Annotated in this window: 20 protein-coding genes; 8 read left to right on the forward strand and 12 right to left on the reverse strand. The window is 71.5% G+C overall.

All coding sequences use genetic code 11. From position 1 onward, the window contains the following. Positions 1–119 precede the first annotated feature (119 nt). Positions 120–1,580: a Gfo/Idh/MocA family protein gene (locus IF55_RS17700; protein ID WP_030882683.1), complete on the reverse strand. Its 1,461-nt coding sequence runs from the start codon at positions 1,578–1,580 to the stop codon at positions 120–122. A 317-nt stretch (positions 1,581–1,897) separates the two neighbouring features. On the opposite strand from IF55_RS17700, the gene IF55_RS17705 reads away from it, so the two are divergent. Beyond that, positions 1,898–3,292 carry an alpha-amylase gene (locus tag IF55_RS17705; RefSeq protein ID WP_245661240.1) on the forward strand — a complete coding sequence of 465 codons (1,395 nt, stop codon included), beginning with the start codon at positions 1,898–1,900 and terminating at the stop codon, positions 3,290–3,292. Positions 3,293–3,400: 108 nt separating this feature from the next. Here IF55_RS17705 and IF55_RS17710 read toward each other — a convergent pair whose 3' ends face one another. Next, positions 3,401–6,334 carry an FAD-binding and (Fe-S)-binding domain-containing protein gene (locus tag IF55_RS17710; protein WP_030882688.1) on the reverse strand — a complete coding sequence of 978 codons (2,934 nt, stop codon included), beginning with the start codon at positions 6,332–6,334 and terminating at the stop codon, positions 3,401–3,403. A 291-nt stretch (positions 6,335–6,625) separates the two neighbouring features. After that, positions 6,626–7,069 (reverse strand): MarR family winged helix-turn-helix transcriptional regulator, encoded by a 444-nt coding sequence (locus IF55_RS17715; RefSeq protein WP_030882689.1) that lies wholly within the window; start codon positions 7,067–7,069, stop codon positions 6,626–6,628. 135 nt (positions 7,070–7,204) lie between these two features. Here IF55_RS17715 and IF55_RS17720 point away from each other — a divergent pair, with 135 nt between their 5' ends. Both IF55_RS17720 and IF55_RS17725 read left to right on the forward strand, forming a co-directional pair. Further along, on the forward strand, positions 7,205–9,094 hold the full coding sequence (locus IF55_RS17720; RefSeq protein ID WP_030882692.1) for an ABC transporter ATP-binding protein: 1,890 nt from the start codon (positions 7,205–7,207) through the stop codon (positions 9,092–9,094). Positions 9,095–9,248: 154 nt separating this feature from the next. Beyond that, complete coding sequence (locus tag IF55_RS17725; RefSeq protein WP_030882693.1) at positions 9,249–10,556, forward strand: MFS transporter; 1,308 nt, start codon at positions 9,249–9,251, stop codon at positions 10,554–10,556. A gap of 342 nt (positions 10,557–10,898) precedes the next feature. On the opposite strand, the gene IF55_RS17730 is transcribed toward IF55_RS17725, so the two are convergent. The 3 genes from IF55_RS17730 to IF55_RS17740 all read right to left on the reverse strand — a co-directional run bounded on the left by IF55_RS17730 (position 10,899) and on the right by IF55_RS17740 (position 13,521). Then, a complete protein-coding gene (locus tag IF55_RS17730) occupies positions 10,899–11,762 on the reverse strand; it encodes an amino acid ABC transporter ATP-binding protein (protein ID WP_169767228.1) in 864 nt (287 codons plus the stop codon). Between the two features lie 161 nt (positions 11,763–11,923). After that, the gene (locus IF55_RS17735; protein ID WP_030882696.1) at positions 11,924–12,709 is read right to left on the reverse strand and encodes an amino acid ABC transporter permease; all 786 of its coding nucleotides are present in this window, start codon (positions 12,707–12,709) and stop codon (positions 11,924–11,926) included. 14 nt (positions 12,710–12,723) lie between these two features. Next, positions 12,724–13,521, reverse strand: coding sequence for an ABC transporter substrate-binding protein (locus IF55_RS17740; RefSeq protein ID WP_106980419.1), 798 nt, complete (start codon positions 13,519–13,521; stop codon positions 12,724–12,726). 139 nt (positions 13,522–13,660) lie between these two features. On the opposite strand from IF55_RS17740, the gene IF55_RS17745 reads away from it, so the two are divergent. Next, positions 13,661–14,914 carry an amidase gene (locus IF55_RS17745; RefSeq protein WP_048832120.1) on the forward strand — a complete coding sequence of 418 codons (1,254 nt, stop codon included), beginning with the start codon at positions 13,661–13,663 and terminating at the stop codon, positions 14,912–14,914. 65 nt (positions 14,915–14,979) lie between these two features. Here the strand turns inward: IF55_RS17745 and IF55_RS17750 are convergent, their stop codons facing one another. The 4 genes from IF55_RS17750 to IF55_RS17765 all read right to left on the reverse strand — a co-directional run bounded on the left by IF55_RS17750 (position 14,980) and on the right by IF55_RS17765 (position 19,160). Continuing rightward, entirely contained in the window at positions 14,980–15,636 is a 657-nt protein-coding gene (locus IF55_RS17750) for a LutC/YkgG family protein (protein ID WP_030882705.1), read from the reverse strand. After that, complete coding sequence (locus IF55_RS17755; protein ID WP_030882708.1) at positions 15,633–17,135, reverse strand: LutB/LldF family L-lactate oxidation iron-sulfur protein; 1,503 nt, start codon at positions 17,133–17,135, stop codon at positions 15,633–15,635. The genes IF55_RS17750 and IF55_RS17755 overlap by 4 nt, the downstream gene beginning before the upstream one ends. After that, the gene (locus IF55_RS17760; protein ID WP_030882709.1) at positions 17,132–17,920 is read right to left on the reverse strand and encodes a (Fe-S)-binding protein; all 789 of its coding nucleotides are present in this window, start codon (positions 17,918–17,920) and stop codon (positions 17,132–17,134) included. Before IF55_RS17760 ends, IF55_RS17755 begins: the two co-directional genes overlap by 4 nt. Positions 17,921–18,053: 133 nt before the next feature. Beyond that, the gene (locus IF55_RS17765; protein WP_030882712.1) at positions 18,054–19,160 is read right to left on the reverse strand and encodes an NAD(P)-binding domain-containing protein; all 1,107 of its coding nucleotides are present in this window, start codon (positions 19,158–19,160) and stop codon (positions 18,054–18,056) included. Between the two features lie 164 nt (positions 19,161–19,324). On the opposite strand from IF55_RS17765, the gene IF55_RS17770 reads away from it, so the two are divergent. The 4 genes from IF55_RS17770 (at position 19,325) to IF55_RS37315 (ending at position 21,233) form a co-directional block, all read left to right on the forward strand. Then, positions 19,325–19,576, forward strand: coding sequence for a hypothetical protein (locus tag IF55_RS17770; protein WP_030882714.1), 252 nt, complete (start codon positions 19,325–19,327; stop codon positions 19,574–19,576). Next, positions 19,573–20,088, forward strand: coding sequence for a DUF6879 family protein (locus tag IF55_RS17775; RefSeq protein ID WP_030882716.1), 516 nt, complete (start codon positions 19,573–19,575; stop codon positions 20,086–20,088). Before IF55_RS17770 ends, IF55_RS17775 begins: the two co-directional genes overlap by 4 nt. Before the next feature lie 6 nt (positions 20,089–20,094). Continuing rightward, on the forward strand, positions 20,095–20,946 hold the full coding sequence (locus IF55_RS17780) for a helix-turn-helix domain-containing protein (RefSeq protein ID WP_030882717.1): 852 nt from the start codon (positions 20,095–20,097) through the stop codon (positions 20,944–20,946). Between the two features lie 89 nt (positions 20,947–21,035). After that, positions 21,036–21,233 (forward strand): hypothetical protein, encoded by a 198-nt coding sequence (locus IF55_RS37315; protein WP_078644598.1) that lies wholly within the window; start codon positions 21,036–21,038, stop codon positions 21,231–21,233. 525 nt (positions 21,234–21,758) lie between these two features. On the opposite strand, the gene IF55_RS17785 is transcribed toward IF55_RS37315, so the two are convergent. Both IF55_RS17785 and IF55_RS17790 read right to left on the reverse strand, forming a co-directional pair. After that, positions 21,759–22,967, reverse strand: a complete 1,209-nt coding sequence (locus IF55_RS17785; protein ID WP_030882718.1) for an LLM class flavin-dependent oxidoreductase — start codon at positions 22,965–22,967, stop codon at positions 21,759–21,761. 1 nt (position 22,968) lies between these two features. Further along, a complete protein-coding gene (locus IF55_RS17790; RefSeq protein ID WP_030882719.1) occupies positions 22,969–24,012 on the reverse strand; it encodes an ABC transporter substrate-binding protein in 1,044 nt (347 codons plus the stop codon). Between the last annotated feature and the right edge of the window lie 58 nt (positions 24,013–24,070).

A 24,070-nucleotide genomic window follows, 5' to 3' on the forward strand; every position in this document is an offset into this window, starting at 1 on the left:
TATCCGGAGTGAGCGGCCTGGCGCGGCCACGGGGCGCTGCCCCGAAGCGGCCCGGGGGCGGCGGCGCGGGTGAGACGCGGCGGCGGGGCCCGGCCGCGCGGGGCGGCCGGGCCCATGGCTCACTCCTCGGGCTTCCGCGAATCCATGCCCGGCCGCTTGTGCCGCCACAGGCCGCGGGTGAAGTCGGGGAATTCCTGCGGCGCGCCCTTCGCCTTGATGGAGGCGTTGCTCAGCGGAACGGGCGCGGTCCAGGTCGCCGCGTCGTACACGTCGAAGTCCGGGACCAGGCCCAGCCGCAGGGACTGCATCAGCCGGAAGATGAGGATGTAGTCCATGCCGCCGTGCCCGCCGGGCGGGTTGGCGTGCTCCTTCCACAGCCAGTGGTCCCAGTGGGCGTACTTCCCGAAGTCGCCCCACTGGTCGTCGGTGTGGTCCGGCTCGATGTAGATCCGCTCCGGGTAGTCCTCGAAGAGGCCCTTCGTGCCGCCGAGGCTGTTGACGCGGCTGTAGGGGTGCGGGGTCGAGACGTCGTGCTCCAGCCGGATCACCCGGCCCTTGGCCGTCTGGATGAGGCTGATGGTCCGGTCGGCCTCGATGTACGACTCCTTCCACGAGGGGTCGCCCGGCGGCACGTGCTCCTTGCGGTAGGCGGCGAGCCCCAGGGAGGGGGAGCCGACGCTGGTGATCCGTACGGCGCGGTCGCCCCGGTTGACGTCCAGGTAGTTGGCGACGGGGCCGAGGCCGTGGGTGGAGTAGATGTCGCCGCGCAGCCGGGTGTGCCACTGCCGCCGCCACCCGTTCTCGTAGTAGACGGGGTCGAAGAGCAGGGCGCGCAGATCGTGGTTGTACGCGCCCGCGGCGTGCAGCAGGTCTCCGAAGAGCCCCGCGTGCGCCATTCGCAGCACCCGCATCTCGTTCCTGCCGTAGCAGCAGTTCTCCAACTGCATACAGTGCCGCCGGGTGCGCTCGGAGAGGTTCACCAGCTCCCAGAGCTGGTGGAGTTCCATCGCCAACGGGCACTCCACGCCGACGTGCTTGCCGCTCAGCATCGCCGTGCGGCACATCTCGAAGTGCCAGTCCCAGGAGGTGGCGACGTAGACGAAGTCGATGTCCCCGCGCGCGCAGAGGTTCTCGAAGTCGTCCTCGCCGTTGGTGTAGACGGCGGGCATGGGCTGGCCCGCGGCGGTCACCTTGGCCGCGGCCCGCGCGGCCTTCTCCTTGACGATGTCGCAGAGCGCGACGACTCGCACCCCCGGCACCGCGAGAAACAGGTCGATCATGCTGCCGCCGCGGTTGCCGAGCCCGATGAGACCGACGCGGACCGTGGACCGGCGCTCGAACGGCACTCCGATCATCGTGGGCCCCCGCCGCTTCGGCTCGGCGGACAGATCTTCGGCCGCGGGCGCGCTCTGGGCCGCGGGTCTGCCGCCGGGCGCGGAGCCTGCGCTGTCGGCGGCGGCGCTCTGGGCGCTGAGCCCGCCGAGCCCCAGGCCGGCGCCGGCGGCGCCCGCCGTCCAGAGCAGGGAGCGGCGGCTGGGACCGGGTTCTTCGCCGTGGTTCTGCGGTGCTGCCTCGTTCATCGACCCTCCAGGGGAGCTGACGGTGCGTGGCCTGCGCAGGAACTTCGGTCAGGACCATGACGGGTGGTGCGGCAGGTGCGCAAGAGGCCCAGGCGATTCCCAAGGGCGAGCGAGGCGGTTCCGACGGCCGTACAGGGCGGTGGGCGACTGCGGTCCATGGCGATCGGCGGCGAGCGGCGGCCCCGTCGTATCCTCGGCGGTGCACCTTGACGTGTTCACCGCCGGACGGCAGTCTCCGTCCCAGAACCCCCACGGTGGCCTGGCGCGTGGCTGCCTTCGAGGGCACCAGCCGTGCCCGTACACCGAAGGAGCCGCACGTGTACCTGCGCACCCGCGTCCTGCGCGGCGCCGTGGCCGGGCTGACCGCCGCCGCCTGCCTCGCCGCCATCGCCCCGGACTCCTCACGGGCCACTCCGGCAGGCGGAAAGACCGTCACCGCCACCCTCTTCGAGTGGAAGTACGACGCCGTGGCCCGCGCCTGCGCCGAATCGCTCGGCCCCGCGGGCTACGGCTACGTCGAGGTGTCGCCCGCCTCCGAACACATCCGGGGCGACCAGTGGTGGACCTCCTACCAGCCCGTCGGCTACCGCGTCGCGGGACGGCTCGGCGACCGGAACGCCTTCCGGAAGATGGTCGAGACCTGCCACGCGGCGGGCGTCAAAGTGATCGCCGACGCCGTCGTCAACCACATGTCGGCCGGATCGGGCACCGGCACCGGCGGCACGCCCTACACCAAGTACGACTACCCCGGCTACTACCAAGTCCAGGACTTCCACGGCTGCCGCAAGGACATCAACGACTACCGCGACCGCGGCGACGTGCAGAACTGCCAGCTCGTCGGCCTCGCCGACCTCGACACCGGCAGTGCGTACGTACGCACCACCATCGCCCGATACCTGGACGACCTGCGCTCGCTCGGGGTGGACGGCTTCCGCGTCGACGCCGCCAAACACATCGCCGCGGCCGACCTCGCCGCCATCAAGGCCAGCATGGCCGACCCGGGCTTCTGGGTGTCCGAGGTGATCTACGGCGCGGGCGAGGCCGTACAGCCCGAGGAGTACACCGGCATCGGGGACGTCGACGAGTTCCGCTACGGAACGCACCTCGAAGCCGCCTTCCGCAGCGGCGACCTGACGAGCCTCCGGCACATCGGCGACGCCAAGCTCAGCAGCGGCAGCGCCCGTACGTTCGTCGACAACTGGGACACCGAGCGCAACGGCTCCACCCTCACCTACCGGGACTCGGCCGCCTACACCCTCGCCAACATCTTCATGCTCGCCTCGCCCTACGGCGCACCCAACGTCTACTCCGGCTACGCCTGGACCGACCGGGACGCGGGCCCGCCGGACGGCGGCGCGGCGCGCTGCGACAACGCCGCCTGGACCTGCACGCACGCCCGGCCGGACATCACCGCGATGGTCGGCTTCCGCAATGCCGTCGCCGACGCCCCGCTGGCCAACTGGTGGGACGACGGCCGCGGTGCCATCGCCTTCAGCCGCGGCGACAAGGGATTCGTCGCCCTCAACAACGGCGACACCGCCGTCAGCCGGACCTTCGCCACCGGCCTGCCCGCCGGGACGTACCGCGATGTCGTCGCGGCACGACCGGACGACCGCGCGGGCGGCACGGTCACCGTCGCGGAGGACGGCACGGCGACCGTGACGGTGGGTGCCAAGAGCGCGCTGGCCCTGCACATCGGCGCCCGGACGTAGCGGCTACGGACGGCCCGGACGTAACGGCTACGGACGCCCGTAGACCGCCCGCCCGCCCGCTCCTACCGGCCCCAGCCCCCACCGGCCGCCGTCCCCCCTCCGACCGCGTCAGACGGCGGAGGGGCGCGTCGCGCGCTCCAGTTCCAGCAGCACCGAGTGGTAACTGCGGCCGGTGGCGTGGTCCATGCCGATCTCGCACATCCGGTTCGCCGACAGATGGGCGTCGTACGGCCGCGACGTCACCTCCGCCGCCTCCCGTGCCGTGGCCGACTGCGTCAACTCCTTGTGCAGCATGCCGCGGTCGCCGGCGAAGGCGCAGCACCCCGCGTCGTCCGGCACCACCACCTCCCGTGCGCACGCCTCGGCGACCGTCACCAACTGCGCCTCGTCCCCCAGATGCCGCATGGAACAGGTCGGGTGCAGAACGGCCGAATCGATGGTCCGCAACACCGTCAGCTCGGGCAGCAGCTCCTCGGCCGCCCAGACCACCGAGTCGACGACGGTCAGCTCCGCGTGCAGCTTCCGGTTGTCCTCGGTGAGGTACGGCACCACCTCGTGGGCGATGCCCAGCGTGCACGATGTGGCGTCGACGACCAGCGGCAGCCGGCCGCCGGCCGTCCAGCCCCACGCGGCCTCGACGATGCGGTTGGCCATCACCGCGTTGCCCTCGTCGTACCCCTTGGAGTGCCAGATCGTCGCGCAGCACGTGCCCGCCACGTCCCCCGGGATCCACACCGGCTTTCCGGCGCGCTCCGAGACCGCGACCACGGCCTCCGGCAGGGAGGGCCCCGTGTACCCCGCGGGCTCCCCGAAGATCCGGTTGACGCAGGCCGGGTAGTAGACGGCGACCGCGCCGACGCGGCGCGTCGCCGGCAGCCTGCGGGCCGCCGCCCCCGGGATCTCCGGCAGCCACTCGGGCATCAGGTCGGGCCGTACGGCCTTGCGCGCGGCCCCGGTCACCGACTCCAGCAGCCGGTCGCTGATCTGCTGCGCCGCGCCCACCGCGAGCCGCGCGGACTTCTCCACCACCTTGAAGCGCTTGGCGGCCAGCGCGGCCGTGCGCTCCTCGCGGGGCGAGTGCCGCTGGTGCCGGAAGTCCTTCATCATCGCGCCGGTGTCGATGCCGACCGGGCAGGCGAGCTTGCACGTCGAGTCGCCGGCGCAGGTGTCCACGGCGTCGTAGCCGTAGCTGTCCAGCAGGCTGTCGGTGACCGGCGAGCCCGGGGACTGGCGCATCATCTCCCGGCGCAGCACGATCCGCTGGCGCGGCGTGGTCGTCAGGTCGCCGCTGGGGCACGTCGGCTCGCAGAAGCCGCACTCGATGCACGGGTCGGCGACCTCCTCGACCCGCGGGATGGTCTTGAGGCCGCGCAGGTGCGCCTTCGGGTCGCGGTCGAGCAGGACGCGCGGGGCGAGGATGGTCCGGGGATCGAGGAGCCGCTTGATGCGCCACATCAGCTCCGTCGCCCGCGGCCCCCACTCCAGCTCCAGGAACGGGGCGATGTTGCGGCCCGTGGCGTGCTCTGCCTTCAGGGACCCGTCGAAGCGCTCCACCGTGAGCGCGCAGAACTCGTCCATGAAAGCGGCGTACCGCTCCACGTCGGACGGCTCGGCCGCGTCGAAGGCGAGCAGGAAGTGCAGATTGCCGTGGGCGGCGTGGCCGGCCACGGCGGCGTCGAAGCCGTGCCGCTCCTGGAGCTCCAGGAGCGCTTCGCACGCTTCGGCCAGCCGCGACGGCGGAACCGCGAAGTCCTCGGTGATCAACGTCGTCCCGGACGGACGCGAGCCGCCCACCGCGGTGACGAACGCCTTGCGGGCCTTCCAGTAGCCGTTGATGACACCGGGGTCGCGGGTGAAGGCGTTGGTGACCGAGGGGACCGGCGCGGTGAGTTCGAGGCCGCCGATCGCCTCGTTCGCGATCCGCTCGTACTCCGTCAGGGCCGCCTCGTCGGGCGCGCGGAACTCGACCAGCAGGGCCGTCGCCTCCTTCGGCAGCTCCGCCCAGTCGGCCGGTACGCCCGCGACGCTGACGGAGGCCCGCAGCGTGTTGCCGTCCATCAGCTCCACGGCGAGCGCGCCCGCCTCGTTGAACAGCGGCACGGCCGCGGCCGCCGCCTGGAGGGTCGGGAAGAAGAGCAGGGCGGTGGAGGTGAGCCGGTGCAGCGGCAGGGCGTCGAAGACGACCTCCGAGATGAACCCGAGCGTGCCCTCGGAGCCCACCATCAGGCCGCGCAGGATCTCCACCGGCGTGGAACCGTCCAGAAAGGAGTCGAGACGGTAGCCGTTGGTGTTCTTGATCTCGTACTTCGCGCGAATCCGGGCCGCTAGCGCGCCGTCCGCCTCGATCTCCGCCTTGAGGGCCAGCAGCCCCGCGCACAGCTCCGGCTCGGCTTCCGCCAGCTTCTCGTCGGCCCCCGGGGCACCGGTGTCCACGACGGTCCCGGACGGCAGTACGAGCGTCAGGGAGCGGACCGTGCGGTACGAGTTCCGGGTGGTGCCCGCCGTCATGCCGGAGGCGTTGTTCGCGACGACGCCGCCCACGGTGCAGGCGATGGAGCTCGCCGGGTCCGGCCCCAGCACGCGGTCGTGCCGGGCGAGTGCGGCGTTCGCCCGTACGACGGTGGTACCGGGCTGGATACGGGCCCGCTCACCGTCGCCCAGGACCTCGATGCCCGCCCAGTGGCGGCGGACGTCGACGAGGATGTCCTCGCCCTGCGCCTGCCCGTTGAGCGAGGTGCCGGCGGCCCGGAAGACCACCTGGCGGCCCTTGGCATGGGCGTAGGAGAAGACGGCCGAGATGTCGTCCACGTCCTCGGCGAGCACGACTACCTGGGGCGTGAAGCGGTACGGGCTCGCGTCCGAGGCATAGCGCACCAGGTCGGAGACCTTCCACAGCACCTTCTCCGGGCCGAGCAGCGCCTCCAGATCACCGCGCAGCGGCTGCGGCGTGCCCTGGGAACGGTCGCTCGCGACGCGGTCGGGGGAGGGCGCCCGCGTCGTGGTCGGCCGGAGTGCGTCGGGGTCGGGCTCCAGCAGCGGCATGGTGCTCTCCTCGTGGTGCGTCTCGGCGCCCATGACTGGGCGCGAGCTTCGTGCGTGGTGTCGTGACGTCGAAGTGTCGAGATGTCGGGTTTGGGCCTCAGGGTCTCGGAATGCCGTACGGATTCATGGTGCCGGGTCGGGGTGTCGTCCCGGGCGGCGGGGTGTTCTCGGGCGGAGGGCGGAGGGCGGAGGGCGGAGGGCGGAGGGCGGAGGGCGGAAGATGGAGGGCGGAGAGCAGGACCAAGGGCCCAGGGCTGGGGCCGGGCCCGGGGCTGGACCCGGGGCAAGGGGTCAGCAGCGGCCGTTCGGCCCGGCCATGAGCTGGGTCAGGAGTTCGCTGAGCGCTTCGCGCTGCTCGTCGTCCAAGGGGGCCAGGATGTCCTCCGCGGCCGTCCGGCGCGCGTCGCGCAGCGCGCGGAGCGTCGAGCGGCCGCGGTCCGTGAGCTCGATCCGGATGACGCGGCGATTGGCCGGGTCCGGCACCCGGCGCACCGCCCCGGCCTCCTCCATCGCGTCGACCAGCGTCGTCACCGCGCGCGGCACGACCTCCAGCCGCTCGGCGAGGTCGGCCATCCGCGGCGGCGCGTCGCCGAAATGCGCGACGGTGCGCAGCAGCCGGGACTGGGCGGGGGTGATGCCCACCGGTTCGAGGAGGCGGCGCTGGGCGCGGTGGAGTCTGCGGTTCAGGCGCAGCAACTGTTCGGCGAGGAGGCCGGTCGGGTCGGGGGCCGTCATGATCACAGGATACAGGACTCCATGCATTGTGAGTATAGGTAACAATGAGCTATGCTCGGCGATGTTTCGTTGTCACACCGCTGAATCCGTTGTGAAACCGCACCTCCCTACACCCGAACCCCTGTGAAGGAGCCCATGCCCCGCGACGACATCGAATGGACGCCCCCATCCGCAGATCCGGAGCAGCCCGCGCAGTTGCGGCGCATCCTCCGGCTCTTCCGCCCCTACCGCGGCCGCCTCGCCCTTGTCGGGCTGCTGGTCGCCGCCTCCTCGCTGGTCTCGGTCGCCTCGCCGTTCCTGCTCCGCGAGGTGCTGGACGTCGCCCTGCCCCAAGGCCGTACGGGGCTGCTCAGCCTGCTCGCGCTGGGCATGATCGCCGCCGCGGTCGTCACCAGCGTCTTCGGCGTCCTGCAGACCCTCATCTCCACCACCGTCGGCCAGCGCGTCATGCACGACCTGCGCACGGGTGTCTTCGCCCAGCTCCAGCGCATGCCGCTGGCGTTCTTCACCCGCACCCGCACGGGCGAGGTCCAGTCCCGCATCGCCAATGACATCGGCGGCATGCAGGCCACCGTCACCTCCACCGCCACCTCGCTGGTCTCCAACCTGACCAGCGTCATCGCCACGGTCGTGGCGATGCTCGCCCTGGACTGGCGGCTCACCGTCGTCTCGCTGCTCCTGCTGCCGCTGTTCGTATGGATCAGCCGCCGAGTCGGCCGCGAGCGCAAGAAGATCACCTCGCAGCGGCAGAAGCAGATGGCCGCGATGTCCGCGATGGTCACCGAGTCCCTCTCCGTGAGCGGCATTCTGCTGGGCCGCACGATGGGCCGCGCCGACTCCCTCACCAAGGGCTTCGCCGCGGAGTCCGAGCGACTCGTCGGCCTTGAGGTGCGCTCCAACATGGCCGGCCGGTGGCGGATGTCCACCATCGGCATCGTCATGGCCGCCATGCCCGCCCTCATCTACTGGGCCGCGGGACTGGCGCTCCAGCTCGGCGGCCCCGCCGTCTCCATCGGCACCCTGGTCGCCTTCGTCTCGCTCCAGCAGGGCCTGCTGCGGCCCACGGTCAGCCTGCTCACCACCGGCGTCCAGATCCAGACCTCGCTCGCGCTCTTCCACCGCATCTTCGAATACCTCGACCTGCCGGTGGAGATCGACGAACCCGCGCAGCCCGTGCACCTCCAGACCGTCCGCGGCGACGTCCGCTTCGAGAACGTCTCCTTCTCATACGACCCGCAGGGGACCGGTGACCCGCAGGAGTCCGGTGCCCCTCAGGAGTCCGCTGACCCGAAGAGCGCGGAGGACCAGGAGACCGCCGACGCCGCGGGCCGGGCCCTCACGCTCAGCGGGATCGATGTGAGCGTCCCGGCGGGAGGCAGCCTGGCGGTCGTCGGGCCCACCGGCTCCGGCAAGAGCACGCTGAGCTATCTCGTGCCCCGGCTCTACGACGTCACGGGCGGCCGCGTCATGATCGACGGGGTCGACGTCCGCGACCTGGACTTCGACACGCTGTCGCGGGCGGTGGGGGTGGTCTCGCAGGAGACGTACCTCTTCCACGCCTCCGTCGCCGACAATCTGCGGTTCGCCAAGCCCGACGCCACCGACGACGAGATAGCCGCCGCCGCGAAGGCCGCGCAGATCCACGACCACATCGCCGCCCTGCCCGATGGTTACGACACCCTGGTCGGCGAGCGCGGTTACCGCTTCTCCGGCGGCGAGAAGCAGCGCCTGGCCATCGCCCGGACCATATTGCGCGACCCGCCCGTGCTCATCCTCGACGAGGCCACCAGCGCGCTGGACACCCGTACCGAGTTCGCGGTCCAAGAGGCGATGGACGCGCTCTCCGCCGGGCGGACGACCATCACCATCGCGCACCGGCTCTCCACGATCCGCGACGCCGACCAGATAGTCGTGCTCGACGGCGGTCGCATCATGGAGCGCGGCACCCATGACGAACTGCTCGCGCAGGACGGCCGGTACGCGGCCCTGGTGCGGCGCGACACGCGCCTCGCCCCCGCGGCCTGACCTCCCAGGGCACCGCGCAGACGCACCGCCGGACCGCGCAGACGCAGCGCGACCGGACCCTGTGCGGACCGAGCGCTGTGCGGACCGGGCGGGTCCGGTACCCCCGGCGTCCCGGTCGCGTTAGTGGGCGGCCGTGCCGGGGGAGTAGCGGATCATGACGAGTACCGATCACATAGCGGCCGGGCGCGGCGAGCCCTCCGGCGCGCGTCCCGTCTCCGCACTCCGCCAGCTCGCGGCGGCCTCTGTCGGGAACGCCGCCGAGTGGTACGACTGGTACGCGTACTCGTTCCTGGCCGTGTTCTTCGCGGATCAGGTCTTTCCCAAGGGGGCCGGGAACTCCCTCGTTCCGCTGCTCTCCACCTTCGCCGTCTTCGCCGTCGGCTTCTTCATGCGCCCCGTGGGCGGCCTGCTCATGGGGGCCGTCGCCGACCGCCACGGCCGCCGCACCGCGCTCACGGTCACCATCCTGCTCATGGGCGGCGGCAGTCTCCTCGTCGCCGTCACCCCCACCTATGCCGCCGCGGGCGTCCTCGCGCCGGTCGTCCTCGTCATCGCGCGGCTCGTCCAAGGGCTGTCCGTAGGCGGCGAATTCGCGGCGTCCACCACCTTCCTCGTGGAATCGGCGGGGCCGGGCCGGCGCGGCCTGTTCTCCAGCTTCCAGTACGTGTCCACCACCATCGGCCAGCTCCTCGCCTCCGGTGTGGCCGCGCTCCTCACTCATCTGCTCACGGACGGCCAGATGGGCGCGTGGGGCTGGCGCGTGCCGTTCCTGATCGGCGCGCTCATCAGCCTCGTGGGGTTCTGGGTCCGGCAGGGGGCGCACGAGACGCGCAGCGCGGAGCAGCGGGCGGCCGCCCGTCCCGCGCTCTTCGAGGCGTTGCGCAGCCATCCCCGCGAATCCCTGCTGATCTGCGGCATCACCGCGGGCGGCACCATCGCCTACTACACCTGGACCACCTACCTGCCCACTTACGCCGAGGTCAACGCGGGCTTCGACAAGGGCGACGCGCTGCTCGTCGGCACCATCTCGCTGGCCTTCTTCGCGCTGCTCCAGCCGCTCGGCGGGATGCTCTCCGACCGCATCGGCCGCAAGCCGCTGCTCCTCACCTTCGCGGTGGGCTTCGCCGCCCTCGCGGTGCCCCTGCTGCACGCGGTCACCGACGCGTTCCTCTCCCTCCTGCTGGTCCAGTGCGCGGGCATGGTCCTGCTCACCGGCTACACCGCGGTGGCCGCCGCCGTGAACGCCGAGGTCTTCCCCGCACGCGTACGGGCGGCGGGCATCGGCTTCCCGTACTCGCTGACCGTGGCGCTCTTCGGCGGGACCGCCCCGTACGTCGGCACCTGGTTCAAACAGGCGGGCCACGCCGGGGGCTTCCCCTGGTACGTCGCCGGGCTCTGCCTAGTCTCGGCCTGCGTCTACTGCGTCCTGCCGGAGACCGCGAAGCGCCCGATGGAGCGCTGAGCACCGCCCGGCGTGCGCTGAGGCACAGCCGCGGACCAGCACGGCACAGTGCAGCGGCAACGCGGCGGCGCCGCACCTCCCTGGGACGGGGAGATGCGGCGCCGCATGGGGAAGGCGTCTGTCAGACGAGCCAACCCACGAAGTGGACGACGCCGGCGAGCAGGTTGGTGAGGATGTTCATGGTGTTGCCTTCTCCTTGGTGCAAATGTGGGACCAACATCCGGCCCGCCATGGGGACTTGAGCCGGATGCGCGATGACGGTCTGCAGCCCGCCGCTTGCGCACCGTAAGCATCATGCGCCACAGGGTGATTTCGCAATCTCTCGCGGCACGATCACGCGTTCTAGCGAACGTCCGACCCCTTGTTCGTGTGTTCATCGGGCCCAGGGCCCGGTCGAGATCCGGGTTCAGGGCCCTCCGGGGAGAGTTCAGGGCTGTCCGGAGGGCCGACTCCGGCATCCACCGCGTCGATCTCCGTCGCCGCCGGGTCGAGTACGCGCGCGAGGAAGGACCGCGTACGGGCGTGCCGCGGGGCGCCGACGACCTGCTCCGGGGCGCCCTCCTCGACGATCACGCCGCCGTCCATGAACACCACCCGGTCCGCGACCTCCCGCGCGAAGCTCATCTCGTGCGTGACCACGAGCATCGTCATGCCCTCGTCGGCGAGCGAGCGCATCACCGCGAGCACCTCGCCCACCAGCTCCGGGTCGAGCGCCGACGTCGGCTCGTCGAACAGCATCAGCTCGGGGTCCATGGCCAGCGCCCGCGCGATCGCGACACGTTGCTGCTGGCCGCCGGAGAGCTGCGCCGGATAGGCGGACTCCTTGTCCGTGAGCCCCACCCGCGCCAGCCGCTCCCGCGCCACCCGCGCCGCCTCCGCCTTGTCGCGGCGCAGCACCCGCCGCTGGGCGATGGTCAGATTGCCCAGGGCCGACAGGTGCGGGAAGAGGTTGAACGACTGGAAGACCATGCCGATCCGCCGCCGCACCCGGTCGATGTCCACCTCCGGATCGGTGATCTCGACGCCGGCCACCGTCACCGTCCCGGACGTCGGCTCCTCCAGCAGGTTCACGCACCGCAGCAGCGTGGACTTGCCGGACCCGGACGGACCGATCACGCAGACCACCTCGCCGCGCGCCACCCGGAAGTCGATGCCGCGCAACACCTCCAGGTCGCCGAAGGACTTGCGCAGGCCGCGGACCTCTATCGCCGTGCCGTCCCCAGCACCCGCCCGGCCGCTCCCGTCTCCGCCGCCGCCCGCCGCGCTGCTCCCCAGCCTGCCGCTGCCGAGGCTGCCGCTGTCCACCTCGCCGCCGCCCACTCCACCGCTCCTCGCCGCGCCGCTCCCGGCGTCGCTCGTCACGCCGCTCACCTCGCCCTCGCCGTACGGGCCTCAAGCCGCCGCACGAGATGGCCGAGCGGCAGCGTGATGACCAGATAGCACAGCCCCGCGATCAGGATCGGGGTGAGGCTGCGATTCTGATTGAGGGCGTCCCGGCCGAACTTGGACAGCTCGTACTGGTCGAGCGAGAGCCCCAGCAAATACACCAGCGACGAATCCTTCGTCAGCAGGATCAGCTCATTGGTCAGCGGCGGCAGCACGATCCGGAACGCCTGCGGAATCACGATCGACACCATTGCCCGGCTCTGCGACATGCCCAGCGAACGCGCCGCCTCCGTCTGTCCCTTGGGCACCGCCTGAATTCCCGCCCGTATCGTCTCCGCCATATATGCCGCGCCGACGAGGCCGAGCGCCAGCATCACCGTCGCGTACTGGTTGATGGCGACCTGGAAGGCGAGCGGGACGCCGAATCCCAGGGCGATGAAGACCAGCAGCGTGGGAACGCCGCGGAAGAACTCGATATAGGTGACGGCCAGCCAGCGGTAGGGCGGGACTTCCGAGAGCCGCAGCAGCGCCAGCAGGAGCCCGAGAGCCAGCCCGAAGCCGAATCCGAGCAGGGTGTAGATGATGGTGTTGACGAGCGCCGTGGTGATGATGTCGGGGAACTGGGCCTTCGCGACGCCGGCGTCGAAGAAGGCGCGCCGGATCTCGCCCCAGTCGGCGGCGAAGACCAGCGTGAGCAGGATGGCGGCGAGCACGGCGTACTGGACGGCGCGTATCGCGCGGGCGCGCTGTCGGCGGGACATGGCCATGTGAGGCGGCCTCCTCACTTCTTGGGGGCGGCGGAGAACCATTTGCGGTAGATACGGTCGTAGCGACCGTCCGCCTTGGCCTTCTTGAGCACCTTGTTGACCTCCTCGCGCAGCGCGTCATTGCCGGTCTGCACGCCGAAGCCGTACTGCTCGCCCGTACGGAATTCGGCGGCCACCGCCAGCTCCGGGTTCTTCTTCGCGTAATCCAGGAGGACGCCGTTGTCATGGACGACCGCGTCGAGCTGTCCCGTCTTGAGATTGGTCAGGAGCAGGGCCAGGTCCTCGAACTGGACCTTGGTCGCCCCCGGGGCGTGCTTCCGCCCGTAGACCTCGCCGGTGGTGCCCTGCTGGACGCCCAGCCGCTTCCCCTTGAGATCGGCCAGGGACCGGTACGGCGCCCCCTTCTTGGCGAGCAGGGCCTGGGTCGCCTCGAAATAGCTGTCCGAGAAGTCCAGGTTCTTCTCGCGCACCGGCGTGATGGTCATGCCGGCCGCGGCGATATCGCACTTCCGGGTATTGAGGTCCTCGCCGGTCTGAATTCCCTCGAAGGGCGTGTCCACGATTTCCTGCTTCACCTTCAGATCCTCCGCGACCAGATCCACCAGATCCACATCGAAGCCCACGATCTTGTTGTTCTTGCGGACCTGGAACGGCTCGTAGGGCAGATGGGTGCAGGTCTTCAGCTTCCCCTTCTCGACCAGGCTCAGCTCCGAGCCGTCCGATCCGGAGACCTTGGTGCTGGTACAGCCGACCAGCAGGGCCAGAGCGGCGGTGGTGGCGGCGAGGGCGGACAGCGCTGAGCGGGTGAACACGACGCCTCCATGCTGCGATCGGCGAACAGTTGCTCATGATCAGTGAGTTGTGCCGCATCCTGCCACCGCCCGCAGCCCCTGTCTGCCCCCGCGCACGCGCCCGGCCAGGGAAAGCACATTGGCTCTAACCTCGGTGAGCATGAGAAAGCCGATGCTGGACACCGACCGGCTCTGCGACCGGATCGAACGGTTGGACGCGGACGTACGGGCCTTCATAGCCGAACCCGGACGCCGCGAGCGGCTGCGCGCCGAGGGCATCGAGGCCGCCGAAAGGGCCGCGCGCCGCCCCGAGGGCGCCGACGAACCGCCCCTGTACGGCGTAGCGGTCGGCGTGAAGGACATCATCCGCGTCGACGGCCTGCCCACGCGCGCCGGATCCGAGGTGCCCGCCGAGGCCCTGCACGGCCCCCAGGCCGTGGTTGTCGACCGGCTGCGGGCAGCGGGCGCGCTGGTGGCCGGGAAGACGGTGACGGCGGAGTTCGCCGTGCTCGCCCCGGGGCCCACCCGCAACCCGCACAATCTGGAGCACTCGCCCGGCGGTTCGAGCAGCGGTTCGGCCGCCGCCGTCGCGGCGGGCATGGTGGAGCTGGCGATCGGCACCCAGACCGTCGGCTCCGTGATCCGCCCGGCCGCGTTCTGCGGCGTGGTCGGCTACAAACCCACCCACGGCCGCATCCCCGTCGCCGGCGTCATCGACAACGCGCCCACGCTGGACACGGTCGGCGCCTTCGCGCCCGACGTCGCGGGCGTGGCGCGGGCCGCCGCCGTGCTCTGCGACGGCTGGCGGGAGGCCGCCGCGTACGACCGGCCGCCGGTCCTCGGCGTCCCGGACGGCCCCTATCTCCGGCGCGCCGAGGACGAGGCGCTCGCCGCCTTCGAACGCCAGGTCGAGCGGCTGGCCGACGCCGGATTCCCGGTCCGCCGGGCCCCGTTCATGGCGGACTACGACGAGATCGTCCGGCAGCAGTTCCTCGTCAACCGCTACGAGGTCGCCCGCACCCACGCCGACTGGTTCCCGCGCTACGAGCAGCACTACCGCGCGGAGACGGCGGCCGCGATCCGGGAGGGCCACGACGTCACGCGGGCGGACTACGAGGGCGCGCTGCGGCACCGCTACGAGTTCCGCGCCCGCCTGTCGCACACGATGGACGAGGCGGGCGTCGACCTGTGGATCACACCCGCCGCGCCCGGACCCGCGCCGCGCGGCATCGCCACCACCGGCAGCTCGATCATGAACCTGCCCTGGAGCTACGCCGGAGCGCCCGCCCTGACCGTCCCCGCGGACCGCTCCGCCGGCGGACTGCCGCTCGGCCTCCAGATCACCGCCGCGCCGGGAGCGGACGAGTACCTGATCGCGCGGGGCGCGGGGATCGAGGGGGCGGTCGCGGGGTGAGTGGGCGGCGTTTGGCGGGCGGGGAGGGGCCGGCCCGGGGGTACGACCGGCCGGCCGCCCGCCCGTCACCCCTCCGCCGCGTCCTCCACGATGATCACTTCGAGGGTGCGCGGGCCGTGTACGCCCTCCACGCGGTCCAGTTCGATGTCGCTCGTCGCCGACGGGCCCGAGATCCAGGTGAGCGGGTGGGCCGGGTCCAGCCGTTCCAGCCCCTGGACCACCGAGTCCACGACGTGGTCGCGGGCCCGTACCACGCAGATGTGGTGGTCGGGAACGAGCGTGATCCGGCGACGCCCCTGGTCGGGGCCGGCGTCGAGGACGATCGTGCCGGTCTCGGCGATCGCGACCGCGCACCCCGTGACGACGCTGTCCACCGCGTCCAGATCGCGCGCCGTGTTCTCGGCCGCGTCGGGCAGCCGCTCGACGTCCGCCTCCGCCAGCCACTCCGGCGGCAGCCCGGCCGGCACGACGACGCTGCGCGCACCGCGCTCGGCCAGCAGCCGGGCGATCAGCGCGGGCAGCTCGGCGGGGCCGCAACGGTGCACGTCGGCACGGTAGTCGGCCAGGTTCTCGGCCAGCAGGCCGACCCGTTCGGCGTGCGTACGGTCGCCGTGCGTCCGCCGGTAGTCGCGCGCCACCGGCTGGTCCTGCGGCCGCTCGTCCCGCGGCACGTCCGCCAGCGCGCGCCGCACCCTCCCCAGCACCCGCTCCCTGCTGCTCACTTCTCGCCCCTCTCGCCGCGCGTACGGGCCCACCAGTCCCGGAACGACTCCGCCGGCACCTCGGGCAGCTCGCGCGTGTCCGTCCAGGCGCGGCCGGGGCCCGGCAGCCGCTTGGGGTGGAACCGGCGGGTGCGGGCCGCGAGCCGCTGGCCGCCGCGGAGCGCGCCCGGATGGTCGAGCGCCCAGCGGGCGGCCCGCATCGCGGCGCGCTCGGCGGCGTGCCCCTTCGCGGGTTTGATGACCGCCTTCGAGCCGCGGAGCGTCACCTCCCCGCCCTCCACGACCCGTTCCCGCAGGTGGATCAGGACCTCCGGGATGTCGATGGCGACCGGGCACACCTCGTAGCACGCCCCGCACAGCGAGGACGCGTACGGCAGCGACGCCTCCAGGGAGCCGCCGACGCCCCGTAGCTGCGGCGTGAGGATCGCGCCGATCGGGCCCGGGTACGCCGACCCGTACGCGTGGCCGCCGGCCCGCTCGTAGACGGGGCACACATTGAGACAGGCCGAGCAGCGGATGCAGCGCAGCGCCTGCCGGCCGACCCGGTCGGCGAGCGTGTCCGTACGGCCGTTGTCGAGCAGCACCAGGTGGAAGTCGCGCGGGCCGTCGCCGTCGGCGGTGCCGGTCCAGGTGGAGGTGTAGGGGTTCATCCGCTCGGCGGTCGAGGAACGGGGGAGCAGTTGCAGGAACACCTCCAGGTCCTGCCACGTCGGCACGATCTTCTCGATCCCGACCACCGAGATGAGCGTCTCGGGGAGCGTCAGACACATCCGGCCGTTGCCCTCGGACTCGACGACGACCAGCGTGCCCGTGTCGGCCACCATGAAGTTCGCGCCCGAGATGCCCACCTTGGCGCTGAGGAACTTCTCGCGCAGATGCAGCCGCGCCGCCTCCGCGAGTTCGCGCGGCTCGTCGCCGAGCCCGTCCGGCGCGGGGCGGCCCCACGCCGCCATCCGCTCGCGGAAGATGTCGCGGATCTCGCCGCGGTTGCGGTGGATCGCCGGGACCAGGATGTGCGAGGGGAGATCGTCGCCGAGCTGCACGATCAGCTCCGCGAGGTCGGTCTCGTACGCGCTGATCCCGGCCTCGGCCAACGCCTCGTTGAGGCCGATCTCCTGCGTCGCCATCGACTTGACCTTGACGACCTCGCGCTCGCCGGTGTCCTGGACGAGCCGGGTCACGATGCGGTTCGCCTCGGCCGCGTCCACCGCCCAGTGCACGGTGCCCCCGGCGCGGGTGACGGACTCCTCCAACCGCTCCAGATAGTGGTCGAGGTGACGGAGCGTCCGGTCCTTGATGGCGGCCCCGGCGGCGCGCAGCGCGCCCCAGTCGTCCAGCTCCGCCACGGCCTTCGCGCGCTTGGCGCGGATGGTGTGGGTGGCGTGCCGGAGATTGCCGCGGAGCTGGGCGTCCTGCGTGGAGGCCGCCGCGGCCTCGGGGAACGGCGCGCGGGAGGCGGCGGGGTGGCTGCCGGGCATGCCGAGGTACGTACGGCTCACCGCGGGCTCCCTTCAACTGCGGCCCGCGCGGCGGAAGGCGGTGCGTCCTCCGTGGCGGCCAGGATCTCGGCGATGTGTACGGGCCGGGCCGCCGCGCCCTGCCGGGCCAGGGTGCCGCCGATGTGCATGAGGCAGGAGTTGTCGACGGCGCAGATGGTCTCGGCCCCGGTGTCCGCGATGGCGCGCGCCTTGTCGGCCCCCATCGCGGCCGAGACCGCGGCGTTCTTGACGGCGAACGTGCCGCCGAAGCCGCAGCACTCGTCCGCGCCCGCCAGCTCGCGCAGTTCGATGCCCCTGACATGCTCCAGCAGCCGCCGCGGCCGGTCGCCGAGGCCGAGCATCCGCAGCCCGTGACAGGTGGGGTGGTACGTGACGGTGTGCGGGTAGTACGCGCCGACATCCGTCACGCCCAGCACGTCGAGGAGGAACTCCGTCAGCTCGTACGTCTTCGGCACCGCGCTGGCCGCGGCCTCGGTCAGCTCCTCGCCCCGCCCCTCGGCCGACGCCTTCGCGCCGATCCGCGGGTAGTTGTCGCGGACCATCGCGGCGCACGAGCCGGACGGCGTGACCACGTAGTCGTACTCCCGGAAGGCCGCGGCGTAGCGGCGCACCAGCGGCTCGGTCTCGTGCCGGTATCCCGTGTTGAACTGGGGCTGTCCACAGCACGTCTGCGCGGGCGGGAAGTCCACCTCGACGCCGAGCCGCTCCAGCAGGGCGACGACGGCCTGCCCGGTGTGCGGATAGAGAGTGTCGTTGACGCAGGTGACAAAGAGCGCGACGCGCACGGAACCTCCTTCGAGCCTGCGGCCATACTGCCCCAGGGGCCTGGGGGTGTGAAGGATTCATCCGATGTCTGTCACGCCTTGCTCATAGTGGCGGGCGTGTCGAACCGCGACGCGAGCGGGGCGGCGCGCGCCGTCAGACGGCGACCGGCACGGGCTCGCGGGCGAGCAGTGCGCGAATGTCGCGGACGGCCATGCGGCCCGCCCGGTTCGCCCCGATGGTGCTCGCCGACGGGCCGTACCCCACCAGGTGTACGCGCGCGTCGCGGACCGCGCGGGTCCCCTCGACCCTGATCCCGCCGCCGCGCTCGCGCAGCCGCAGCGGGGCCAGATGGTCGATGACGGGACGGAAGCCGGTGGCCCAGACGATGACGTCGACGTCCACCGCGCGGGGCGCCTCCCCTCGCGCGCCGCCGTCCCAGGCCACCCCGGTCGGCGTGACGCGGTCGAACATCGGCAGCCGGTCCAGCACCCCGCTCTCCCGCGCCCGCCGCACCGCGTCCGTCAGCGGCAGGCCGGTCACCGAGACGACGCTGCGCGGCGGCAGCCCCTGCCGTACGCGCTCCTCGACGAGCGCCACCGCCGCCCGGCCGGCCCGCTCGTCGAACGGTCCCTCGCGGAAGACGGGCGGCCGTCGCGTCACCCACGTCGTACTGGCCGCCACCTCCGCGATCTCCATCAGATGCTGCGTCCCGGACGCCCCGCCGCCCACCACGAGCACCCGCTGACCTGCGAATTCCTCCGGCCCCGGATAGTTCGCGGTGTGGAGCTGACGTCCCCGGAACGTCTCCTGCCCCGGGTAGCGCGGCCAGAAGGGCCGGTCCCAGGTGCCGGTCGCGTTGATCACCGCCCGCGTCGACCAGTCCCCGTCGGACGTCCGTACGAGCAGCCGCCCGCCCTCGCCCTCCCGCACCTCCGCCACGTCCACCGGCCGGCGAACCCGCAGGTCGAAGGCGCGCTCGTACGCCGCGAAGTACTCCCCGATCACCTCGGACGACGGCCGCGACGGATCGGCCCCGGTCAGCTCCATACCGGGCAGCGCGTGCATCCCATGCACTTTCCCGTACGTGAGCGAGGCCCACCGAAACTGCCATGCGCCGCCGGGGTGCGGCGCGTGGTCCAGCACCACAAAGCCATCGCCGGGCCGGTACCCGGCCCGGCGCAGATGATAGGCGCCGGACAGGCCGGCCTGCCCGGCACCGATGACTACGACGTCCACCTCGCGCGCCCCGAAGTTGTTCATGGTTCTACTAACGGCGGAGGAGGGGGATTCCTTCCCGGCTTGCCAGGCTCGGCGCCGGTCCGACTGTCGAACTGATTTGCGCATTCCGAGACCTCTTGACGGGGGTGGTGAGGCGCAAGACAGTCGAGCAATCGAGTGCAAGTGGATCTGCAGGGGGAGCGGATATGAAGCTGCAATTCCTCGGGATCATCCCGAACACGCCGGATACGGACTCGCCGACGATCTGGCTGGACGAGGACAGCGGTGATCTGCTGATCCAGTCGTATCGGGCCAGCAAGGAGGAGGTGGAGGCGTGCCAGGCCATCGGGTCGGTCCCCGGGCACAGTACGGAAGTTCCGGACCATGAGGTGATCATCCGGCTGCCGAAAGTCATGCGACAGTACCTGCCGCCCCGCAACGGGGAGCAGGAACGATGACGAACCCCGTGCTTGAGGGGCTGGCAAAGGCTCGCCGCTCCGCTGTGCATCTGGAACTGCGCGACACCTATCAGCCCAGTGATCCCGAATTCATCGCGTGGCAGAACGGAAAGCGGCTGGACCCCGCCGCTGACCGTTCGACGTGGTGGCGGCCGTTCCTCGACGTGGTGACGGAGACGACGGCTCGCGGAGTGGTCATACGGCGCGCACGAGTCGTCTCGGAGCCCGTGACGGACTACATCCGGTACGAGTACGACGTGACTTTCCCCAATGTGGCGGCGGGGGAGCTGGTCCGCTGGCTGCCTCGGCGGAAGGCCGCTGACATTGGGCTTCCCGGTTCAGATCTGTGGATGTTCGACCGCGAGTCAGTACTGTTCACGCACTTTTCCGGCCTCGGGGAGGTCGTCGACCGGGAGTGGCGGACCGAACCGGAAGTCATTCGGCTGGTTGAGTCCGCCTTCGAGTCGGTGTGGGAGCGGGCTACTCCCCACGAGGAGTACGAACTGGTCTAGTGAGCCATGCCCCAATCAGCGTCATCCAGTGTCCAGCAAGCCCGGCAGCTCCTCGCTGAGCGCCTTCGGGAGCTGGTCAAGGACGCCGGGCTGGACGGCAAGGACCTTGCCGCGCTGTGCGGTTGGCATCCCTCCAAGGTGTCCAGGGTCTCAACGGCGAAGACGCAACCCAGCGCCGACGACATTCGGGCCTGGTGCCGGGCGTGCGGCGCGGAGGACCAGGCGGGGGACTTGATCGCCTCGCTGCGGGCCGTTGAGGGCATGTGGGTGTCTTGGCGCCGGATAGAGCGCGCGGGGTTGCGACGGTCGCAGGAGGACCGATTGCCGCTGTACGAACGGACTCGCCGGTTCCGCGCCTACTCGCCAGGACTGTTCCCGGGGCTGCTCCAGACGTTCGGGTACACAGAGGACGTACTGCGTGGCGTGCACCGACGGCGACGCGTGGTGATCGATGACGTGGCCGACGCCGTGGCGGCCCGCATGGAGCGTCAACGTGTGCTGAGGGAAGGGCAGCGCCAGTTCGCGTTCCTCGTGGAAGAGAGCGCGTTGGGCAACGCGTTGGGGGATGCCGAAACCCAAGCGGAGCAGCTCGACCACCTGCTGACTGTCGGCGCGCTGCCCAACGTCAGCATCGGCGTGATCCCTGTCGGCCTCGGGCGGCTCCGAATGCCCGTCGAGGGGTTCTGGATCTACGACATGGCGCAGGTCAACGTTGAGCTGGTGTCCGGATACCTCACGATCACGCAGCCCAGCGAAGTCACGATGTATGCGGAGACATTCGCCGAACTGGCAGGCCAGGCGGTGTACGGAGCGAAGGCACGCGCGCTGATGGCGTCGGCCATGGACTCACTCGGGTGAACGCCCCGCAATCGTGTGCAATCGGCTCGAAGTCAGAACGCGTGTGTTCCTAGCGTTGTCGCCATCCGCACAACGCGAAGGAGTCGGGCATGACCGAACCGACGAGATACAGCACGCCGCCGATTGATCTCCCGGACCCAACGCGCGTGGTGGAGCCCGCCCCGGCGCCCGACTGCAAAGGGTGCGCGGAACTGGCGAAGGTACGGGACTGGGCTCGGGCGGGTGGGGACATGACGACCGTGACGGACTGCAACGTGCGGATCGCGCGGCATCCCGAAGGCCACTGATGGTCACCAAGGTCCGCGTCGGCTCCCCGGCAGCCACGCGGCGCGCCTGAATCAAGACTCCGCCCCGCCCGCCTGGTCACTTATTTCCGGGCCGGCGCGGCGGGAGAGAAGCCCGCTCCGGCGGTGGGTCCCTGGACAGGTCGGACGCCGGAGCGGGTGTAACCCAGTCGCGGAGGAAATCCTCCGCGGCCCACGGGCCGCGCCACCGACCGTACGGCGGCGTGGCCTCCTATGAGAAGAGGAGGTCGGTACATGAGTGATGATGTGGCCGTCGAGACGTACGAGACACGCGTGCCTGACGCGGAAGGGTGGCGGGGCGTGCCCTTCCGGCACCCACGCAGCCTGCGACCCGCCCTGCGGGACGGAGGGAAGCACGACGGAGGACCGATGCCCCCGGAGGCTCCCCGTGAGCCGGAGCCGAGCGGGAGCGGCGGGGGCGAATGAGCCCCGGCTGGCCGCTATGACCCGCTGAAAGCGGCCCTGTCCGTGCTGTCCGTCCACACGGCACACGAACAGGGCCGCCCACTACCGCCCACCCCCCAACAGCAGTGGCGCGCCTCCAGGCGCCGAGGCCGGGCGGCCGTTGGTTGCGGGGATGCTGGTGAGCGGTGGGGCGGGGAGGTGGGGGAGGAGGCCGCGTGTGGCCAAATGGGGGGTCACGCCCTCGCCGAACCAGTAGGCCTCTTCGAGGTGCGGGTAGCCGGAGAAAACGAAGTGGTCGATTCCCAGGGCGTGGTACTCCTCGATCCGGTCGGCGACCTCGGCGTGGGAGCCGACCAGGGCCGTGCCCGCGCCGCCGCGGACCAGGCCGACGCCTGCCCAGAGGTTGGGCGAGATCTCCAGCTTGTCGCGGGCGCCGCCGTGCAGGGCCAGCATCCGCCGCTGGCCCACCGACTCGCTCTTGCCGAGGGCCTGTTGCGCGGCGCGCACCGTGTCGTCGTCCAGGTCTGCGAGCAGCCGGTCCGCCGTCGCCCACGCCTCGCGCGCGGAGTCCCGCGCGATCACATGCAGCCGGATGCCGAAGCGGACCGTGCGGCCCTCGCGCTCCGCGAGCCCCCGGATCCAGTCGATCTTCTGTTTCACCTGCTCCGGCGGCTCGCCCCAAGTCAGGTAGACGTCGACGTGCCGGGCCGCGACGGGCCCCGCCGCGGCCGAGGAGCCGCCGAAGAAGATCTCCGGCAGCGGATCGGGCGGCAGCGCCGTGAGACCGCCGCTGATCTGGAAGTGCTCGCCGTCGAAGTCGAAGGGCTCACCGCCCCACACCCCGCGCACGACCTCCAGGAACTCCCCGGTCCGCGCGTAGCGCCGGTCGTGGTCCAACCGGTCGCCGAAGCGGCGCTGTTCGGTCGAGTCGCCGCCCGTCACCACGTTCAGCAGCAGCCTGCCGCGCGTGAGGCGCTGGTACGTGGCCGCCATCTGCGCCGCCAGCACCGGCGAGATCACCCCCGGCCGGAAGGCCACCAGGAACTTCAGCCGTTCCGTGTGCTGGGACAGCGCCACCGTCGTCAGCCACGCGTCCTCGCACCACGTGCCCGTCGGCGTCAGCACCGCCTCAAAGCCCAGCCCCTCGGCCGCCTTGGCGATCTGCGCCAGATACTCGATGTCGGGCGCCCGTACCCCGCTCACCGGAGTGATGCGTGAGCGCTTGATGCCACCGTCCGTATAGGCGTGGCGGTCCACGAGCGTACGTCCGTCGCCGCCCGTCGGCAGGAACCAATGCAGATGCACGGACAATTCAGGAAACCTTTCCGTAAGTGCGCGGCGCGGTGGTGGAGGGCGGCAGGGAGCCGTTGAACCGGCGGTCCACGTAGTCCGCGAAGCGGTACGCGCGGGGGATGAGCCCGAGCCGCGCGAAGGTGTCGACGATCTTCTGTTCTGCGGCGACGGCCGCGTCGTCCACGGCCACCGGCACCCGGGTGCCGGCGCTGCGCCGCACGGCGTCCAGCGCCACCTCGTACGGCAGCCCGGTGTCCTTCGCCCACACCCCGGCCCAGTCCTCGGGATGCCGGTGCACCCAGTCCTGCGCCCGGCGCAGCCGCTCCACGTAGTCCCGCACCGCCGCCGACTTCTTCCGGTCCGCGAGCGCGGCCGGCGCGGCGATCTGGAAGCTCAGGCCGTTGACCACGCCCTGCCCGGTGGTGAGCGTGCGGGCCCCGGCCTTCCGCAGCGCCTGCGAGGTGTACGGGTCCCAGACCGCCCAGGCGTCCACCTTCCCCCGACTGAACGCGGCCAGCGCGTCGGCCGGCTGGAGCAGGCTCAGCCGTACGTCCTTCGGCGACAGCCCGGCCTTCGCCAGCGAGGCCACGAGCTGGTAGTGCGCGGAACTGCCCTGCGCCACCGCGATGGACCTGCCCCGCAGGTCCGCGGTCCGCCGCAGCGGCGAGTCCGCCCGGACCAGGATCGCGTCGGCCGCCGCCGAACCGTGCGTGGCCGCCACGACCTTGACCTTCGACCGCGCGGCGGCGGCGAAGACGGGCGGCGTGTTGCCGACCCCTCCGATGTCCACCGCCCCGGCGTTGACCGACTCCAGCAGCGGCGGCCCGGACGTGAACGTCGACCACTTGATCTTGTACGGCAGGTCCTTCAGCTCCCCGGCGGCCCGCAGCACGGCCTCGGAACCGCCCTTCTGATCACCGACGTTCAGCGTCACCGGGCCCCGTCCGTCCGTACGGCCCCCGCCCGCGTCCGCGACGGAGGAGCCGCCGCACGCGGTCAGGGCGAGCGCCGACAGGGAGAGCAGGAGGAAGAGCGGAGAGGGTGGGCGGAGGAGACGTCTCATGGCAGAGGTCCGTCCGATCGTTGGAGTCGTGCTGACGTGCGCGTCCTGTGCTGTGCCG

The sequence above is a fragment of the Streptomyces varsoviensis genome (assembly GCF_000718635.1).
GTDB lineage: Bacteria > Actinomycetota > Actinomycetes > Streptomycetales > Streptomycetaceae > Streptomyces > Streptomyces varsoviensis.

Excerpts from the sequence above, each read along its gene's own strand:
- IF55_RS17700 (WP_030882683.1), bottom strand. The coding sequence starts at position 1,580 with ATGAACGAGGCAGCACCGCAGAACCACGGCGAAGAACCCGGTCCCAGC.
- IF55_RS17710 (WP_030882688.1), bottom strand. The coding sequence starts at position 6,334 with ATGCCGCTGCTGGAGCCCGACCCCGACGCACTCCGGCCGACCACGACG.
- IF55_RS17715 (WP_030882689.1), bottom strand. The coding sequence starts at position 7,069 with ATGACGGCCCCCGACCCGACCGGCCTCCTCGCCGAACAGTTGCTGCGC.
- IF55_RS17720 (WP_030882692.1), top strand. The coding sequence starts at position 7,205 with ATGCCCCGCGACGACATCGAATGGACGCCCCCATCCGCAGATCCGGAG.
- IF55_RS17725 (WP_030882693.1), top strand. The coding sequence starts at position 9,249 with ATGACGAGTACCGATCACATAGCGGCCGGGCGCGGCGAGCCCTCCGGC.
- IF55_RS17735 (WP_030882696.1), bottom strand. The coding sequence starts at position 12,709 with ATGGCCATGTCCCGCCGACAGCGCGCCCGCGCGATACGCGCCGTCCAG.
- IF55_RS17745 (WP_048832120.1), top strand. The coding sequence starts at position 13,661 with ATGAGAAAGCCGATGCTGGACACCGACCGGCTCTGCGACCGGATCGAA.
- IF55_RS17765 (WP_030882712.1), bottom strand. The coding sequence starts at position 19,160 with ATGAACAACTTCGGGGCGCGCGAGGTGGACGTCGTAGTCATCGGTGCC.
- IF55_RS17770 (WP_030882714.1), top strand. The coding sequence starts at position 19,325 with ATGAAGCTGCAATTCCTCGGGATCATCCCGAACACGCCGGATACGGAC.
- IF55_RS17775 (WP_030882716.1), top strand. The coding sequence starts at position 19,573 with ATGACGAACCCCGTGCTTGAGGGGCTGGCAAAGGCTCGCCGCTCCGCT.
- IF55_RS17780 (WP_030882717.1), top strand. The coding sequence starts at position 20,095 with ATGCCCCAATCAGCGTCATCCAGTGTCCAGCAAGCCCGGCAGCTCCTC.
- IF55_RS37315 (WP_078644598.1), top strand. The coding sequence starts at position 21,036 with ATGACCGAACCGACGAGATACAGCACGCCGCCGATTGATCTCCCGGAC.
- IF55_RS17790 (WP_030882719.1), bottom strand. The coding sequence starts at position 24,012 with ATGAGACGTCTCCTCCGCCCACCCTCTCCGCTCTTCCTCCTGCTCTCC.